The 16550-nt window shown below is 55.7% G+C and carries 14 protein-coding genes; 10 read left to right on the forward strand and 4 right to left on the reverse strand.

Annotated elements, in window-relative coordinates; all coding sequences use genetic code 11:
- The first annotated feature begins 83 nt into the window (after positions 1-83).
- The 5 genes from yjbE (at position 84) to psiE (ending at position 4522) form a co-directional block, all read left to right on the forward strand.
- Positions 84-326, forward strand: a complete 243-nt coding sequence (gene yjbE, locus C3708_RS19550; RefSeq protein ID WP_095280315.1) for an exopolysaccharide production protein YjbE — start codon at positions 84-86, stop codon at positions 324-326.
- Positions 327-389: 63 nt separating this feature from the next.
- Positions 390-1028 (forward strand): YjbF family lipoprotein, encoded by a 639-nt coding sequence (locus C3708_RS19555; protein ID WP_103950030.1) that lies wholly within the window; start codon positions 390-392, stop codon positions 1026-1028.
- Positions 1025-1762 carry a capsule biosynthesis GfcC D2 domain-containing protein gene (locus C3708_RS19560; protein ID WP_103950031.1) on the forward strand — a complete coding sequence of 246 codons (738 nt, stop codon included), beginning with the start codon at positions 1025-1027 and terminating at the stop codon, positions 1760-1762. Before C3708_RS19555 ends, C3708_RS19560 begins: the two co-directional genes overlap by 4 nt.
- Positions 1762-3858: a YjbH domain-containing protein gene (locus C3708_RS19565; RefSeq protein WP_103950032.1), complete on the forward strand. Its 2097-nt coding sequence runs from the start codon at positions 1762-1764 to the stop codon at positions 3856-3858. The genes C3708_RS19560 and C3708_RS19565 overlap by 1 nt, the downstream gene beginning before the upstream one ends.
- 253 nt (positions 3859-4111) lie before the next feature.
- Positions 4112-4522 (forward strand): phosphate-starvation-inducible protein PsiE, encoded by a 411-nt coding sequence (gene psiE / locus C3708_RS19570; RefSeq protein ID WP_095280319.1) that lies wholly within the window; start codon positions 4112-4114, stop codon positions 4520-4522.
- 97 nt (positions 4523-4619) lie between these two features.
- Here the strand turns inward: psiE and malG are convergent, their stop codons facing one another.
- From malG to malE, 3 genes are all read right to left on the reverse strand, one after another.
- Positions 4620-5510, reverse strand: a complete 891-nt coding sequence (malG, locus tag C3708_RS19575) for a maltose ABC transporter permease MalG (protein ID WP_095280320.1) — start codon at positions 5508-5510, stop codon at positions 4620-4622.
- A 14-nt stretch (positions 5511-5524) separates the two neighbouring features.
- Entirely contained in the window at positions 5525-7069 is a 1545-nt protein-coding gene (gene malF, locus C3708_RS19580) for a maltose ABC transporter permease MalF (protein WP_103950033.1), read from the reverse strand.
- Between the two features lie 121 nt (positions 7070-7190).
- Positions 7191-8381 (reverse strand): maltose/maltodextrin ABC transporter substrate-binding protein MalE, encoded by a 1191-nt coding sequence (malE, locus tag C3708_RS19585; RefSeq protein WP_146052600.1) that lies wholly within the window; start codon positions 8379-8381, stop codon positions 7191-7193.
- 369 nt (positions 8382-8750) lie between these two features.
- On the opposite strand from malE, the gene malK reads away from it, so the two are divergent.
- The 5 genes from malK to ubiA all read left to right on the forward strand — a co-directional run bounded on the left by malK (position 8751) and on the right by ubiA (position 13948).
- On the forward strand, positions 8751-9860 hold the full coding sequence (malK, locus tag C3708_RS19590; protein WP_095280323.1) for a maltose/maltodextrin ABC transporter ATP-binding protein MalK: 1110 nt from the start codon (positions 8751-8753) through the stop codon (positions 9858-9860).
- 97 nt (positions 9861-9957) lie between these two features.
- Entirely contained in the window at positions 9958-11310 is a 1353-nt protein-coding gene (locus C3708_RS19595; protein ID WP_095284146.1) for a maltoporin, read from the forward strand.
- A 114-nt stretch (positions 11311-11424) separates the two neighbouring features.
- A complete protein-coding gene (gene malM / locus C3708_RS19600; RefSeq protein WP_095280324.1) occupies positions 11425-12387 on the forward strand; it encodes a maltose operon protein MalM in 963 nt (320 codons plus the stop codon).
- Between the two features lie 181 nt (positions 12388-12568).
- Positions 12569-13066 (forward strand): chorismate lyase, encoded by a 498-nt coding sequence (gene ubiC / locus C3708_RS19605; RefSeq protein WP_095280325.1) that lies wholly within the window; start codon positions 12569-12571, stop codon positions 13064-13066.
- Positions 13067-13078: 12 nt separating this feature from the next.
- Positions 13079-13948: a 4-hydroxybenzoate octaprenyltransferase gene (gene ubiA, locus C3708_RS19610; RefSeq protein WP_103950034.1), complete on the forward strand. Its 870-nt coding sequence runs from the start codon at positions 13079-13081 to the stop codon at positions 13946-13948.
- A gap of 112 nt (positions 13949-14060) precedes the next feature.
- Here the strand turns inward: ubiA and plsB are convergent, their stop codons facing one another.
- Positions 14061-16481, reverse strand: coding sequence for a glycerol-3-phosphate 1-O-acyltransferase PlsB (gene plsB / locus C3708_RS19615; protein WP_103950035.1), 2421 nt, complete (start codon positions 16479-16481; stop codon positions 14061-14063).
- Between the last annotated feature and the right edge of the window lie 69 nt (positions 16482-16550).

The following is a 16550-nucleotide window of genomic DNA, read 5'->3' on the forward strand; positions in this document are numbered from 1 at the left end:
CGCCTGCTTTAGTTGTGTATACTCGAATCCGCCTGAATTTCTTTTTGGGCAAATCTCCATTCATTCATTGAAGGGAAATTGTTATGAAAAAAGTACTGTATGGCATTTTTGCCATATCTGCGCTTGCGGCGACGTCTGTCTATGCGGCTCCGGTTCAGGTCGGAGAAGCAGCAGGCTCGGCAGCAACGTCTGCGTCAGCGGGAAGTTCTACCGCGACCGCGACCAGCACCGTAGGCTCGGCCGTGGGTGTCGCTCTGGCGGCAACCGGTGGCGGTGATGGCTCCAATACCGGAACCACGACCACCACGACAACAAGCACTCAGTAATCACGGGTGTATTACCCTAACCACACTTCGGTGTGGTTATTTCACCCCCTTCGGAGAAGAGTCGTGAAGCGACCTGCAATCATTCTGATTTGCCTGCTATTGCAGGCGTGCTCAGCCACCACCAAAGGGCTGGGAAACTCACTGTGGGACAGCGTATTCGGCACGCCCGGCGTGCATCTGACGGATGACGATATCCAGAATATGCCCTACGCCAGCCAGTACATGCAGTTAAACGATGGGCCGCAGCTGTTTGTGGTGCTCGCTTTCACCGAAAACGGGCAGCAGAAATGGGTGACGCAGGATCAGGCCACCATCGTGACGCAGCACGGGCGCATCGTGAAAACCCTGCTTGGCGGCGACAACCTACTTGAAGTGAACAACCTCGCTGCAGACCCGCTGATCAAACCGAATCAAATCGTCGACGGCACAAGCTGGACGCGCACGATGGGTTGGACGGAACACAAGCAGGTGCGCTACGCCACGGCGCGGTCCGTTTTCCGCTGGGATGGCACCGACATTGTCACCGTCGGCAGCGACGAAACGCAGGTGCGTATCCTCGACGAAGAAGTCACAACCGACCAGACGAGCTGGCATAACCGCTTCTGGGTCGATGACGAAGGGCAGATTCGTCAGTCCCTGCAATACCTTGGCGCGAACTTCTTCCCGGTGAAAGCCACCCTGATCAAGGCGGCGAAATCATGAAAATCATCATTTCTGCTGCGCTGTTCCTGACGCTTGTCACGCCGATGGCCTGGTCAGCGGGGACCGTGAAGGTCTACACCTCTGAGAGCAAGGAACCAAAAACCTTATCCAACGCCGAACACTTGATCGATCTGGTCGGGCAACCCCGACTGGCAAACAGCTGGTGGCCGGGGGCGGTGATTAGCGAGCGCCAGGCCAGCGTCGTGGCCGAACAGAAACACAAGGCGCTGCTGGCCCGGTTGACGGGGCTGGCAGGGCAAGAAACCGGCGACACGGCGGCGGCTATCAACGCCGTGCGCCAACAGCTTCAGGCGATAGACGTCACCGGACGCCAGCTGGTGAATCTCGATCCGGATAAAGTGCGCGTGGTCGAGAACGGTAATCCGACCCTGGAAGGGGAATACAGCCTGTGGATCGCGCCGCAGCCGACCACCGTCACGGTGATGGGCCTCGTCAGCAATCCTGGCGAAAAGCCGTTTACGCCGGGGCGTGATTTGGCGAGTTATCTTGATGACCAAAGCCTGCTGGCGGGCGCTGAACGCAGCTATGCGTGGGTCGTGTATCCCGATGGTCGCACGCAAAAGGCTCCGGTGGCGTACTGGAATAAACGCCATATTGAGCCGATGCCGGGCAGCGTGATTTTTGTCGGCTTTGCCGATCATTTCTGGACGAAGGCATATGACGGGCTGAACACCGACATCCTTCATTCCCTGACGCATCGGATACCGGAATAATGAAAAGAACTTATCTCTACAGCATGCTGGCGCTTTGCGTCAGCGCCGCCTGCCACGCCGAAACTTTTCCTGCACCCGTTGGGCCGTCGCAATCAGATTTCGGCGGCGTCGGGCTGATGCAAACTCCCACTGCACGCATGGCGCGCGAGGGGGAAATCAGCCTCAACTACCGCGATAACGATCAGTATCGCTACTATTCTGCGTCGGTGCAGCTATTCCCGTGGCTCGAAACCACCCTGCGCTACACCGATGTGCGCACCAAACAGTACAGCAGCGTCGAGGCGTTTTCAGGTAATCAGACTTACAAAGACAAAGCTTTCGACGTCAAACTGCGCCTGTGGGAAGAGAGCTACTGGATGCCGCAAGTCTCCGTCGGGGCGCGCGACATCGGCGGTACCGGCTTGTTCGATGCGGAATACATCGTCGCCAACAAAGCCTGGGGACCGTTCGACTTTTCGCTTGGGATGGGCTGGGGTTATCTCGGTACCAGCGGCAACGTGAAAAACCCGTTCTGCTCGTACAGCGACAAATATTGCTATCGCGATAACAGCTATCAGAAAGCCGGTTCGGTGAATGGCGACCAGATGTTCCACGGTCCGGCCTCACTGTTTGGCGGCGTGGAATACCAGACGCCGTGGCAGCCGCTGCGCCTGAAGCTGGAATACGAAGGTAATAACTACACCGAAGATTTTGCGGGCAAGATCGAACAGAAGAGCAAGTTTAACGTCGGCGCCATTTACCGCGTCACCGATTGGGCCGACGTTAACCTCAGCTACGAGCGCGGCAACACCTTTATGTTTGGTGTCACGCTGCGCACCAACTTCAACGATATGCGTCCGTCGTATAACGACAATTCACGCCCGGCGTATCGACCGCAGCCGCAGGACGCGATCATTCAACACTCGGTGGTCGCAAATCAGCTGACGTTGCTGAAATACAACGCGGGCCTGGCCGATCCGAAAATCCAGACCAAAGGTGACACGCTGTACGTCACGGGCGAGCAGGTGAAATACCGCGATTCCCATGAAGGGATCGAACGGGCAAACCGGATCGTGATGAACGATCTGCCGGACGGGATCCGCACGATCCGCGTGACGGAGAATCGTCTGAACATGCCGCAGGTCACGACCGAAACGGATGTCGCCAGCCTGAAACGTCATCTTGAAGGTGAACCGCTGGGGCATGAAACGGAGCTGGTGCAAAAACGCATCGAACCGGTGGTGCCAGAAGCCACCGAGCAGGGCTGGTATATCGACAAATCACGCTTCGATTTCCATATCGATCCGATCCTTAACCAGTCGGTCGGCGGGCCAGAAAACTTTTACATGTATCAACTGGGCGTGATGGCGACGGCGGATCTGTGGATGACGGATCACCTCCTGACCACCGGCAGCGTGTTTGGCAACATCGCCAATAACTACGACAAATTCAACTACACCAACCCGCCGAGCGACTCGAAGCTGCCGCGCGTGCGTACCCGCGTGCGTGAATATGTGCAGAACGATGTGTACGTGAACAATATGCAGGCCAACTACTTCCAGTACCTCGGCAACGGCTTCTACGGCCAGGTTTACGGCGGTTATCTGGAAACCATGTACGGCGGCGCAGGGGCGGAAGTGCTTTATCGCCCGGTCGACAGCAACTGGGCGTTCGGCCTGGATGCCAACTACGTGAAACAGCGCGACTGGCGCAGCGCGCAGGACATGATGAAGTTCACCGATTACAGCGTGAAAACTGGCCACCTGACCGCTTACTGGACGCCGTCATTTGCCCAGGACGTGCTGGTGAAAGCCAGCGTGGGGCAGTATCTGGCGGGGGATAAAGGCGGTACGCTGGAGGTAGCTAAACGCTTTGACAGCGGCGTGGTGGTGGGCGGTTACGCGACCATTACCAACGTCTCGCCGGACGAGTACGGGGAAGGGGATTTCACCAAAGGGGTGTACGTCTCGATTCCGCTGGATCTGTTCTCGTCAGGCCCGACCCGCAGCCGCGCGGCGATCGGCTGGACGCCGCTGACGCGCGACGGCGGGCAGCAGCTTGGACGTAAATTCCAGCTGTATGATATGACCAGCGATCGGTCGGTTAACTTCCGCTAAGGCTGTTTTACCGGATGGCGCTGCGCTTATCCGGCCTACAAAACCGGCATGTTCCCCTCACCCCGACCCTATCCCCAACGGGGGCGAGGGGGAAAGACCGCATCGTGCGACCTATAGCCTGCACCGAACGGCCCCTTCTCCCTTTGGGAGAGGGGAGATTCCTCTGGTTTGCATAAAACATAAACAAAAAATATAGATCTCCGTCACATTTTTGCGTTATACAGGAACTTCGCTCCAGAGAATGAGGTGCTGTATGACATCCCTGACTCGCCCGCGCGTTGAGTTTATCTCAATGGTTCTCCAGACCGTGCTAAGCCTCGGCCTGTTGAGCCTTGGCCTGATACTGGTCGTCTTTCTCGGCAAAGAGACGGTGCATCTGGCGGATGTGCTGTTCGCCCCTGAACAAACCAGCAAATATGAGCTGGTTGAAGGACTGGTGGTCTACTTTCTCTACTTCGAATTTATCGCCCTGATTGTGAAGTACTTTCAATCCGGCTTTCATTTCCCGCTGCGTTACTTTGTCTATATTGGCATCACCGCGATTGTGCGGCTGATCATCGTCGATCATAAGTCTCCTCTCGACGTACTGATCTACTCGGCGGCGATCCTGCTGTTGGTCATTACCCTCTGGCTGTGCAACTCTAAACGGCTGAAACGCGAATAAAAAAATGGCGCTCCGGGGAGCGCCAAACAACAGTCACAAGTTAGGGTCAATACATTACGTCAAAGTTGAGGGTTGCAGTGGCATAACACGATGAAACTTAACCTTTCACACCGCCCGCCGTGAGGCCGTTGACCAGCCAGCGCTGAGCCAGCAGGAACACCACGGTGATCGGGATAGCAGAGAGTACAGCGGCTGCAGCAAAGTCGCCCCACAGGTAGTTTTGCGGGTTGAGATATTGCTGCATACCCACGGCCAGCGTGTAGCTATTCACATCACGCAACAGCAGCGACGCGACCGGCACTTCGGTAATGGCCGCGATGAACGACAGAATAAACACCACCGCCAGAATTGGCACCGACAGCGGCAACAGCACCAGGCGGAAGGCCTGCCACGGCGTTGCTCCATCCAGCGCCGCCGCTTCTTCAAGCGACCCGTCGATGGTTTCGAAATAGCCCTTAATCGTCCAGACGTGAAGCGCGATCCCGCCCATGTAGGCAAAAATCACCCCGCCGTGGGTGTTGAGACCGATAAACGGCACGTACTGGCCGAGACGGTCAAACAACGCGTACAACGCCACAAGCGACAGCACCGCCGGGAACATTTGGAAAATCAGCATGCTTTTCAGCAGCGTGGCTTTGCCTGGGAAGCGCATACGGGCAAAGGCGTACGCGCAGGTGGTGGAGAGCGCCACAATCCCGATAGCGGTAATTCCGGCCACTTTGATGGAGTTCCACAGCCACAGCAGCACCGGGAACGGCGGCGGCGTCACGCGACCATCGGCGTGCTCGACGCTAAAGCCCAGCGCCAGCTTCCAGTGCTCCCAGGAGATTTGCTCCGGGATCAGGCTGCCGGTCGCAAAGTTGCCTTCACGCAGGGAAATCGCGATCACCATCAGCAGCGGGAACATGATGGCGGCGATAAAAATCAGCAGCCCTAAGTGCGTCACCAGGAGGCGCAGTTTCTGAGATTTGGGTTGTACCATAGCCATAATGAGTGCCCTCCTTAGTCAAATTTCATTCGTGTGGCTTTCAGGTTCACAATCGCCAGTGCGCCGACCAGCAGGAAGATCAGGGTGGCAATTGCGGCCGCCAGCCCGAAGTCCTGCCCGCCGCCGCCTTCGAAGGCGATGCGGTAGGTGTAGCTCACTAACAGGTCGGTATAGCCGGCTGGCGTGGTAGTGCCGAGCCGGTCCGGGCTACCGTTGGTCAGCAGCTGAATCAGCACGAAGTTATTAAAGTTAAAGGCAAAGCTAGCGATCATCAGCGGCGTCAGCGGCTTGATCAGCAGCGGGAGCGTAATCTTAAAGAAGTTCTGCATCGGGCCTGCACCGTCCATCGCCGACGCTTCGTACAGATCGTCCGGAATCGCTTTCAGCAGGCCCATGCACAGGATCATCATGTACGGATACCCGAGCCAGGTATTGACGATGATAATCATACTGCGGGCGGTCGTTGGGTCGCTGAACCAGGCCGGTTTGATGCCAAACAGCGCGCCCAGCATCATGTTGATTTCACCGAAGCTCTGGTTGAACAGCCCTTTGAAAATCAGAATCGAGATAAACGACGGCACGGCGTACGGCAGAATCAGCAGCACGCGGTAAATGGCTTTGCCCTTCAGCGATTCCCACTGCACTACGCAGGCCAGAATCATGCCGACTGCCACGGTTAAAATCACCGTCAGCACCGAGAACACCACCGTCCAGACGAAGATCGCGAAGAACGGTTTCTGAATGCCTTCGTCGGTGAAGACGCGAGTAAAGTTGTCCCAGCCGATGGTGACCGTATAGCCTGGGCTGAGTTTGTCATCGCCCCATTTGCCGTCCGCGTTCACGGACTGGTAGAAACCGATCTCGTTGTTTGGACGGTATTTCACGCCGCTCTGATTGTTGGTGAGCGTGCCGTCATCGGCTTTGGTATAAAGCGGCTGCGTACCGGAGAACTGGCGCAGGGAGCTCATGATCACTTTGCTTTCGTCCGGCAGAACCGCGGTCAGCTGGGTCAGCGCCTGGCGGTTCTGGGTGATGATGCGCAGATTCGCGCGCTCGCCTTCCGGCAGGGCGCTTGCTTCTTTCAGGGTCAGCTTCTGCTCGCCGCCAAATTTAAAGGTGTCGGAGAGATAATTTTTACCGGTCTCTTCATCGGTCAGGGCCAGTTTCCACTCGTTGCCCGCCGGGTATAAGCCAAAGTTAAAGGTCTTTCCGGCCTGATAAGAACGGTCCATCAATACCTGTTCGGCGCGTTCCTGCGCGAGCTGGTTGGTGCTGCTGTAGTTGGTGAAAGCGATAGCGATGGTACAAATTAGCGGGAACAGGACGAACAGCCCCATCCCGGCCACGCCCGGATAGACATAGCGCCAGGCATAGGCTTTACGATTGGCGAAAATATACAGGCCAACAGAGCTTAAAATCAGCGTCATGATGGCGAACAGGTACTCCCCCTGCACATACATTAAAACAACAAGGTATCCCACCAGTAAGCCCAGCAGACCAATCACTGACCATTTCAGCGTGTCGCTTTGCCACCAGTGTTTCTTTTTAATGATATCCATGGGGAATCTTCCTCAACAGCAATTAAACAACCCTCACCCCAACCCTCTCCCTGAGGGAGAGGGGGCGGTTTATCCTTCTCCCTTGAGGGAGAAGGCCGGGATGAGGGGGTTACAACACGTCTTACTTAGTAATACGACCTTGCGCGTCTTTCAGCGCCGCATCGACAGTCTGACGACCGCTTGCCGCGTTGATCACCGCTGTACGAGTGGCATACCAGAACGCCGCCATTTGCGGGATGTTTGGCATGATTTCGCCTTTCTGGGCGTTATCCATAGTGGCGGCAATGCGTGGGTCTTTCGCCAGCGTATCCTGGAAGGATTTCAGCGCGACGGCACCCAGCGGTTTGTCCTTGTTCACTTCATCCAGACCCTGATCGGTCAGGAGGTAGTTTTCGAGGAACTCTTTCGCCAGCTCTTTGTTCGGGCTGGCGGCGTTGATGCCTGCGCTCAGTACGCCAACGAACGGTTTAGACGGCTTGCCTTTAAAGGTTGGCAGCAGGGTCACGCCGTAGTTGATTTTGCTCTTATCGATGTTAGACCAAGCCCACGGACCGTTGATGGTCATCGCGGTTTCGCCTTTGTTGAAGGCCGCTTCCGCGATGGAGTAATCGGTATCCGCGTTCATGTGTTTGTTCTTGATGAGATCAACCAGGAAGCCCAGACCGGCTTTCGCGCCCGCGCTGTCCACGCCCACGTCTTTCACGTCGTATTTGCCGTTTTCAAACTTGAAGGCATATCCGCCGTCAGCAGCAATCAGCGGCCAGGTGAAGTACGGTTCTTGCAGGTTGAACATCAGCGCGCTCTTACCTTTCGCCTTCAGCTCTTTATCCAGAGCCGGGATCTCTTCCCAGGATTTCGGCGGGTTCGGTACGAGGTCTTTGTTATAAATCAGGGACAGGGCTTCAACCGCGACCGGATACGCGATCAGCTTGCCGTTGTAACGCACCGCGTCCCAGGTGAACGGGAACAGTTTGTCCTGGAAAGCTTTATCAGGAGAGACTTCCGCCAGCAGGCCAGATTGTGCGTAGCCACCGAAACGGTCATGCGCCCAGAAGATGATGTCCGGGCCATCGCCCGTTGCCGCGACCTGAGGGAATTTCTCTTCCAGTTTGTCCGGGTGTTCAACGGTGACTTTGATGCCGGTGTCTTTTTCGAATTTCTTACCCACTTCGGCCAGGCCGTTATAGCCTTTATCGCCGTTAATCCAGATAACCAGCTTACCTTCTTCAATTTTGGCGAGAGCCGGTGCGGAAATCATCATTGCTGCCAGGGCGGACAATGCGAAAACGCGTGCGCCAGTCTTGATCTTCATATCTGCCATCCTTTTTGGTGATGTGCTCATGTATGACTTCGGTGGTTCAACGTGACTCAGTTTCCTTATATGACATCCTCTTTCCATCCTCCTTGGGTCTACGCCCCACCCCCGCGTTGTGTGATCTGCGTTACATAAATTTAAGTTATGAGTCATGGCGCACATAAAAACACGCTGAATATTGCAGCCTGCATCACGAATTTACCCAGACCCCGTCCGGCGCGGTGGCAGAACCGGTTCTCTCATCCTCCCGCCTCCTCCCCCATGAAAAAGGCAGGGGGTGGAGGATTTGCAGAAGTTATCGATACCCCATAGTGAACTTATGTTGAATGTTTCTGTCGGTGACAGGTTGTAACGAGGGAGAAGGGCATGGCGAGCGTACAGCTGCGGAATGTAACGAAAGCCTGGGGCGACGTAGTGGTGTCTAAAGACATCAATCTCGACATCCACGAAGGTGAATTCGTGGTGTTTGTGGGCCCATCAGGCTGCGGTAAATCAACACTGCTGCGTATGATTGCTGGACTTGAAACTATCACCAGTGGCGATCTGTTTATTGGTGAAACCCGCATGAACGATATCCCGCCCGCCGAACGCGGTGTCGGTATGGTCTTCCAGTCCTATGCGCTCTATCCCCATCTTAATGTTGCTGAAAACATGTCCTTTGGCCTGAAGCTGGCCGGTGCGAAAAAAGAGGTGATCAATCAGCGCGTCACTCAGGTGGCGGAAGTACTGCAGCTGGCACACCTGCTGGAACGTAAACCGAAAGCACTCTCCGGTGGACAGCGTCAGCGCGTGGCGATTGGCCGTACGCTGGTGGCGGAACCGCGCGTGTTCCTGCTCGATGAACCCCTTTCTAACCTGGATGCCGCCCTGCGCGTTCAGATGCGTATTGAAATCTCCCGTCTGCACAAACGCCTTGGCCGCACGATGGTCTACGTCACCCACGATCAGGTCGAAGCGATGACGCTGGCCGACAAAATCGTGGTGCTGGACGCCGGTCGCGTCGCGCAGGTGGGGAAACCGCTGGAGCTGTATCACTACCCGGCAGACCGTTTCGTTGCGGGCTTTATTGGCTCGCCGAAGATGAACTTCCTGCCGGTCAAAGTGACCGCAACGGCTATCGAACAGGTACAGGTGGAACTGCCGAACCGTCAGCAGATTTGGCTGCCAGTGGACAGCGCTAACGTACAGGTCGGGGCAAACATGTCCCTGGGTATTCGCCCTGAACATTTACTGCCAAGTCAGATCGCCGATGTGACGCTGGAAGGTGAAGTGCAGGTCGTCGAGCAACTTGGTCACGAAACACAGATTCATATCCAGATCCCCGCCATCCGTCAGAACCTGGTTTACCGCCAGAACGACGTGGTGTTGGTAGAAGAGGGTGCCACATTCGCTATCGGTTTGCCGCCAGAGCGTTGCCATCTGTTCCGAGAGGATGGCACTGCATGTCGTCGGCTGCATAAAGAGCCAGGCGTTTAAGCATTCCAACAAAACTACACAAACCATTCGAGCTGCATCGAAGAGGCAGTCCGAATGGTGAAGTGTAATAAGAAAAGCAATGATCTCAGGAGATAGAATAATGATTACTCTGCGCAAACTTCCACTGGCAATCGCCGTGACTGCAGGCATTTTGTCTGCTCACGCGGGTGCCGTCGACTTTAAAGGTTACGCCCGTTCGGGTATCGGCTGGACCGGTAGCGGCGGCGCGCAACAGTGCTTCCAGGCAACGGGTGCACAAAGTAAATATCGTCTTGGTAACGAATGTGAAACTTACGCTGAGCTGAAACTGGGCCAGGAAGTGTGGAAAGAAGGCGATAAGAGCTTCTACTTCGACACCAACGTCGCGTACTCCGTTGCACAGCAGAACGACTGGGAAGCCACTGACCCAGCCTTCCGTGAAGCCAACGTGCAGGGTAAAAACCTGATTGAATGGCTGCCAGGTTCCACCATGTGGGCCGGTAAGCGCTTCTATCAGCGTCATGACGTTCACATGATCGACTTCTACTACTGGGATATCTCCGGCCCGGGTGCAGGTCTGGAAAACGTGGATCTCGGCTTTGGTAAACTCTCCATGGCGGTGACCCGTTCGACTGAAGCGGGCGGTTCTTCTACCTTCGCCAGCAACAACGTTCGTGATTACACCACTGCGACTGCGAACGACGTCTTCGACGTGCGTTTAGCGCAGATGGAAATCAACCCAGGCGGCACGCTGGAACTGGGCGTTGATTACGGTCACACCAACGTGAACGACGATTACTACCTGCAGCCAAATGCTTCTAAAGATGGCTGGATGTTCACTGCAGAACACACCCAGAGCATGCTGAAAGGCTTTAACAAATTTGTGGTTCAGTACGCAACTGACTCCATGACCTCTCAGGGTAAAGGCCTGTCTCAGGGCGCGGGCATTGGTCTGGGTAATGATGACACCGATGGCAAACTGTATGCCTACGGCATCAACAACAACGGCCACCTGCTGCGCGTTCTCGACCACGGTGCAATTTCCCTGGGCGACAGCTGGGACCTGATGTACGTCGGTATGTACCAGGACATCGACTGGGATAACGGCAACGGCACCAAATGGTACACCGTGGGTGTGCGCCCAATGTACAAATGGACGCCAATCATGAGTACCTTGCTGGAAGTGGGCTACGACAACGTCAAATCCCAGAACACCGGCGACAAAAACAACCAGTACAAAATTACCCTGGCGCAACAATGGCAGGCGGGCGACAGCATCTGGTCCCGTCCGGCAATCCGCGTCTTCGCAACTTACGCGAAGTGGGATGAGAAATGGGGTTATGACACTTCTGGTAGCCCAATCTCTACCAGCGGTAACTACAACTCCAACTTCGGTATGCAGACTGCTGGCCTGGGTCGCGGCGATACCGACGAGTGGAGCTTCGGTGCCCAGATGGAAATCTGGTGGTAATCCGCAGTTAATCTCACGTAATGGCTAAACAAAGGAGGGGCGCAAGCCCCTCTGATTTAAGCGTTGCGCGCTATTGCCTGGCCACCGCACCGCTCGATATCTGAGGTGATAAAAATGAAAATGAACAAAAGTCTCGTCGCCCTCTGCCTTTCCGCTGGCCTGCTGGCAAGCGTACCGGCAGTCAGTTTTGCCGATGTCAATTTCGTACCGCAGAACACCACGGCGGCTCCCGCCATCCCGGCTTCTGCGCTGCAACAGCTGGTCTGGACCCCTGTCGACCAGTCTAAAACTCAAAGCACCGATCTTTCTGCCAGCGGCCAGCAGCTGAATGTCCCGGGTATTTCCGGCCCGGTCGCGGCCTGGAGCATTCCGGCGAACATTGGTGAGCTGAACCTGACGCTGACCAGTATCGTCGACAAACAAACGAACGTCTTCGCGCCGAACGTGCTGATTCTGGATCAGAACATGACGCCATCGGCGTTCTTCCCGAGCAGCTATTTCACCTATCAGGAACCGGGCGTGATGAGTGCCGACCGTCTTGAAGGGGTGATGCGCCTGACGCCTGCGCTGGGTCAGCAGAAAATTTATGTGCTGGTCTTCACCACGCCACAGGATCTCGCCCAGACCACCACACTGGTTGATCCGGCTAAAGCCTACGCCAAAGGCACGGGCAATGCGGTTCCGGACATTCCAGATCCAAAAGCACGTCACACCACCGACGGTACGCTGAAACTGAAAGTGAGCACATCTTCAGCGTCCAGCGTGCTGGTTGGCCCACTGTTTGGCTCGTCCGGCCCTGGCCCTGTGACCGTGGGTAACACCGCTGCACCGGCTCCGGTTTATGCAGCCCCTGTCGCCGCTGCACCAGCCGCTGCCGCTCCGGCACCAGCCCCAGCTCCGGCGAAGAAAGCAGAGCCGATGCTGAATGACACCGAAAGTTACTTCAATCGCGCCATCAAAGAGGCAGTTGATCGCGGCGATGTGGATAAAGCGCTGAAGCTACTTGATGAAGCTGAGCGTTTAGGTTCGACCACTGCCCGTTCCACCTTTATCAGCAGTGTAAAAGGCAAGGGGTGACCGTCTCCCCACAGTGCTGATTTTGTCTGTAGTTTAGTGCGCCTGAGTGGGCGCACTTTTTTTTGTGCTCTCTGGGCTGTTGCGCCCCTGTTGCGATAATGTTCGCTAAACCTCGTTTGAGCGCCCCCAATCTGCTTTTCTGCGATACAATAGCCAGACGTTATGTATCGGAGAGTCTGGCATGTCACACCCTGCGCTAACGCAACTGCGTGCGCTGCGTTATTTTGAACACATACCCGCGCTTGACCCGGAGCAACTGGACTGGTTGCTGCTGGAAGATTCCATGACGAAACGCTTTGAGCAGCAGGGTAAAAAAGTCACGGTAACGCTGATTCAGGAAGGATTTGTCTCGCCTGATGCAGTGGCCAGTGAGTTGTCGTTGCTGCCGAAAGAAGCACGCTACTGGCTACGTGAAATTTTACTCTGCGCAGACGGTGAGCCCTGGCTTGCTGGTCGTACCGTGGTCCCTGAATCCACACTTTGTGGCCCGGAACTGGCGCTGCAAGAGCTGGGCACTGTCCCACTGGGACGTTATCTTTTTACGTCGTCAGAGCTGACCCGAGATTTTATTGAAATTGGTCGCGATGCAGACCTGTGGGGACGCCGTTCCCGCCTGCGCTTAAGCGGCAAGCCGCTCATGCTGACAGAACTCTTTTTGCCTGCATCGCCGTTGTACTAAGAGGATTTGAAAATGGAGTGGAGTCTGACGCAGGATAAGCTGCTGGCTTTTCACCGCTTGATGCGCACTGATAAACCCATCGGCACCTTTTTGTTGCTGTGGCCGACGCTGTGGGCGCTGTGGGTCGCCACGCCTGGATTACCGCCTTTATGGATACTGGCGGTATTCGTAGCCGGTGTTTGGTTGATGCGCGCGGCGGGCTGCGTGGTCAATGACTATGCCGACCGTAAGTTTGACGGCCATGTCAAACGCACCGCCAATCGCCCAATGCCAAGCGGTCAGGTATCGGAAAAAGAGGCCCGTACCCTGTTTGTGGTGCTGGTATTACTCGCTTTCCTGCTGGTCTTAACGCTTAACACGATGACGATTTTGCTCTCGGTGGCGGCACTGGCGCTGGCGTGGGTTTATCCGTTTATGAAACGCTACACCCATCTGCCGCAGGTGGTGCTGGGCGCGGCTTTTGGCTGGTCGATCCCGATGGCGTTCGCTGCCGTCAGTGAATCTGTGCCGTTAAGCTGCTGGCTGATGTTCCTCGCAAACATCCTGTGGGCTGTGGCATATGACACGCAGTATGCGATGGTTGACCGCGATGACGATCTGAAAATCGGCATCAAATCGACAGCAATCCTGTTTGGTCGTAACGACAAGCTGATCATCGGGATTTTGCAGGTCGCCGTGCTGGCGCTGATGGTGTTGATTGGCTATCTGAACGCACTGAACTGGGAGTTTTACTGGTCAGTGCTGGTGGCGGGACTGTTGTTTGCGTATCAGCAAAAGCTGATTGCGAACCGCGATCGCGATGCCTGTTTCAAAGCGTTTTTGAATAACAACTACGTCGGCCTGGTGCTGTTTTTGGGGCTGGCGATGAGTTACTGGTCTTAATGATGGCGTAAAAAAAGTCGGGTGGCGGCTTCGCCTTACCCGACCTACAATTTTTTATCCCTCTCCCTGTGGGAGAGGGCCGGGGTGAGGGCATCAGACCGCACCCGTATCGTCACTCGTCCTGCGTCGCACTCTCAATCGTCAAACGCACATCGGATGTAATCAACTCCGCCAGCATCTGGTAAACCTTCATCGTCTCTTCAGGTTCCGCATCGCCGGTATCGCTGATATAACCCTCATCACGTAGCGTCAGCACCAGTGAGCTAAACACCGCTTTATCGAAGAATTCTGGCGCGTTAATGCCGTGCAGGACGGATAAACGCTGAGCCAGCGTGCGGCTCTCTTTTTCCAGGGTTCCACGGTTGATGGACGGGTTATTGCTCAACAGCCAGAAGGTGATCGCGTAGCGTTGCAGCGTCTCGCGCGCCCCGGCTGCCAGCAGCTGCAGTGTACGGGAACGGGATGGATTGATATGCAGCTCATCGTCTTTCACCGCAATCAGACCCTGACGCAACAGCTCGGCGGTCAGTTTATCCAGCTCGACGGCCAGCTCCTCGTTGCTCCAGCTGAGGAACAGCTCGGCTTTCAGCATCGGATAGAGCGTCTCAACATGGCGCAGCAGTTCCTGACGGGAAATGCGGCGGTGCTGAGTAATAATCGCCGCCATCAGGGATGGCAGCATCAGCATATGGGCGATGTTGTTGCGATAGTAGGTCATCAGCACCGCCTGCTCGCGCGGCAGAATGATGATGTCGCCGATGGTGTCCTTCTCGACTTCGAACTTGTTCATCTGCAACGCGTGGTCAATCAGCTGACCGGCGGTCGCAGCCGGAACGGTGGAATCCCCCGAGTACGGGACATTACGCATAATATCCAGATAGCAATCAAGCTGTTCGGTCAGCTGTTCGCGCGTCAGTGAACGCTGACGCGACGCCAGCAGCGCCGTGACGCACAGGTTCATGGCGTTAGCCGCACCGGCGTTGTTAATACGCACCATCAGATCGGCGGCGATGTTATTGACCGTCGGCGTCAGCCAGGCAGGGCGAATCGCTTCAATCGGATCGATAGACTCGCGCCACTCGGGAACGTGCTGATTCAGGTAGGTCATCAGCGGCAGCGGTTCGCCGAAGTTCACGTAGCCCTGACCGAGATTGCGCAGCTTGCTCAGGCCTTTCAGCATCTGAGGCAGACTCTCTTTCTCTTTGGTCGCACCACGCAATTCTTTCGCGTAAGTGCCTACTTCCATCACGTGCTCGTAACCGATGTAGATTGGCACCAGCGTAATCGGACGCGTACCGCCGCGCAGCATCGCCTGAATGGTCATCGAGAGGGTGCCGGTTTTCGGGTCAAGCAGACGACCCGTACGAGAACGACCACCCTCTACGAAATACTCAACGGAATAGCCACGGCTGAACAGCTCGCCCAGATACTCGCGGAATACTGTGGAATAGAGCTTGTTGCCCTTGAAGGTACGACGAATAAAGAACGCACCCAGACGGCGGAAAATTGGACCTGCTGGCCAGAAATTCAGGTTAATACCGGCCGCGATGTGCGGCGGCACCAGGCCCTGGTGATACAGGACGTATGACAGCAGCAGATAGTCCATGTGGCTGCGATGGCAGGGCACATAGACAATTTCGTGGCCGTCATGGGCTAGCTGACGTACGCGCTCGGCGTTGTTGACGTTAATCCCCTGATACAGACGGTTCCAGGTAAAGCTCAGGATACGGTCAGAGAGGCGGATCATCTCGTAAGAGAAGTTCGCCGCAATCTCTTCCATCAGGGCGATAGCGTTCTGCTGGGCTTTCTCGTGAGAGATTTTCTTGCTGCGCGCTTCATCTTCGACGGCGCGGGCAATGGCTTTGGAGGCCAGCAGTTTATTGAACAGATCCTGACGGGCAGGCAGACGTGGCCCAACGGCAGCCAGGCGCTGACGCGCGAAATGCATACGTGCGACGCGAGCCAGTTTCTGAGCGATAATTTTATCCGTGCCGTGCTCATCCGCCATGCGGCGCAGAGAGACGGAAGGGGAGAACCGCACAAAGCTGTCGCGCCCCAGCCATGACACGGCAAAGAATTTTTGAATGCCGTTCAGCATACGCAGCGGCGGGTTTTCTTCACCTTTCTGGCGGCCTGGACGACGACCAAACATCACCGACACCGGCACCATCTGGACATCCAGGTTGGGGTTGCTGCGGTGCAGATCGAGATAGTCGTGGAACAGCTTGATGGACTCTTCTTTTGGCGTGTAATAGGTAAACACGCGCGGCCCGCCGTGAATAAACACGTAGCGCGGCAGTAGAGTACCGTCGACCTCAAGCGGTTCGAGCGGATCGGGTAAATCATGCGCCAGACATTGGGCGCGCAGCGTCAGTAAGTCTGCCTTCGAGTTATAAGGCAAAACGTACATAATAGGGCGTGAGGTATCGAGCCCTAATTCCAGCGCAGGTTCCGCCGGGATAGACTTACTTTTTACCAGGACGCTTAATGGTAAATTAAGTATTTTGTAGTAAATTCGTGGCCAGCCGGACATAAACGATGTAAAGCCTCTGGTTAATAATGCAAATGCGGCGCAAGGATAACAGAAAGCGCGCAAAATTTC

It is taken from the genome of Lelliottia sp. 7254-16, from assembly GCF_002922995.1.
Taxonomy (GTDB): domain Bacteria; phylum Pseudomonadota; class Gammaproteobacteria; order Enterobacterales; family Enterobacteriaceae; genus Enterobacter; species Enterobacter jeotgali.

Bases quoted from the DNA above. Each gene is read 5' to 3' on its own strand.
- yjbE (WP_095280315.1), top strand. From the start codon at position 84: ATGAAAAAAGTACTGTATGGCATTTTTGCCATATCTGCGCTTGCGGCG.
- C3708_RS19560 (WP_103950031.1), top strand. From the start codon at position 1,025: ATGAAAATCATCATTTCTGCTGCGCTGTTCCTGACGCTTGTCACGCCG.
- C3708_RS19565 (WP_103950032.1), top strand. From the start codon at position 1,762: ATGAAAAGAACTTATCTCTACAGCATGCTGGCGCTTTGCGTCAGCGCC.
- psiE (WP_095280319.1), top strand. From the start codon at position 4,112: ATGACATCCCTGACTCGCCCGCGCGTTGAGTTTATCTCAATGGTTCTC.
- malG (WP_095280320.1), bottom strand. From the start codon at position 5,510: ATGGCTATGGTACAACCCAAATCTCAGAAACTGCGCCTCCTGGTGACG.
- malF (WP_103950033.1), bottom strand. From the start codon at position 7,069: ATGGATATCATTAAAAAGAAACACTGGTGGCAAAGCGACACGCTGAAA.
- malE (WP_146052600.1), bottom strand. From the start codon at position 8,381: ATGAAGATCAAGACTGGCGCACGCGTTTTCGCATTGTCCGCCCTGGCA.
- malK (WP_095280323.1), top strand. From the start codon at position 8,751: ATGGCGAGCGTACAGCTGCGGAATGTAACGAAAGCCTGGGGCGACGTA.
- malM (WP_095280324.1), top strand. From the start codon at position 11,425: ATGAAAATGAACAAAAGTCTCGTCGCCCTCTGCCTTTCCGCTGGCCTG.
- ubiC (WP_095280325.1), top strand. From the start codon at position 12,569: ATGTCACACCCTGCGCTAACGCAACTGCGTGCGCTGCGTTATTTTGAA.
- ubiA (WP_103950034.1), top strand. From the start codon at position 13,079: ATGGAGTGGAGTCTGACGCAGGATAAGCTGCTGGCTTTTCACCGCTTG.
- plsB (WP_103950035.1), bottom strand. From the start codon at position 16,481: ATGTCCGGCTGGCCACGAATTTACTACAAAATACTTAATTTACCATTA.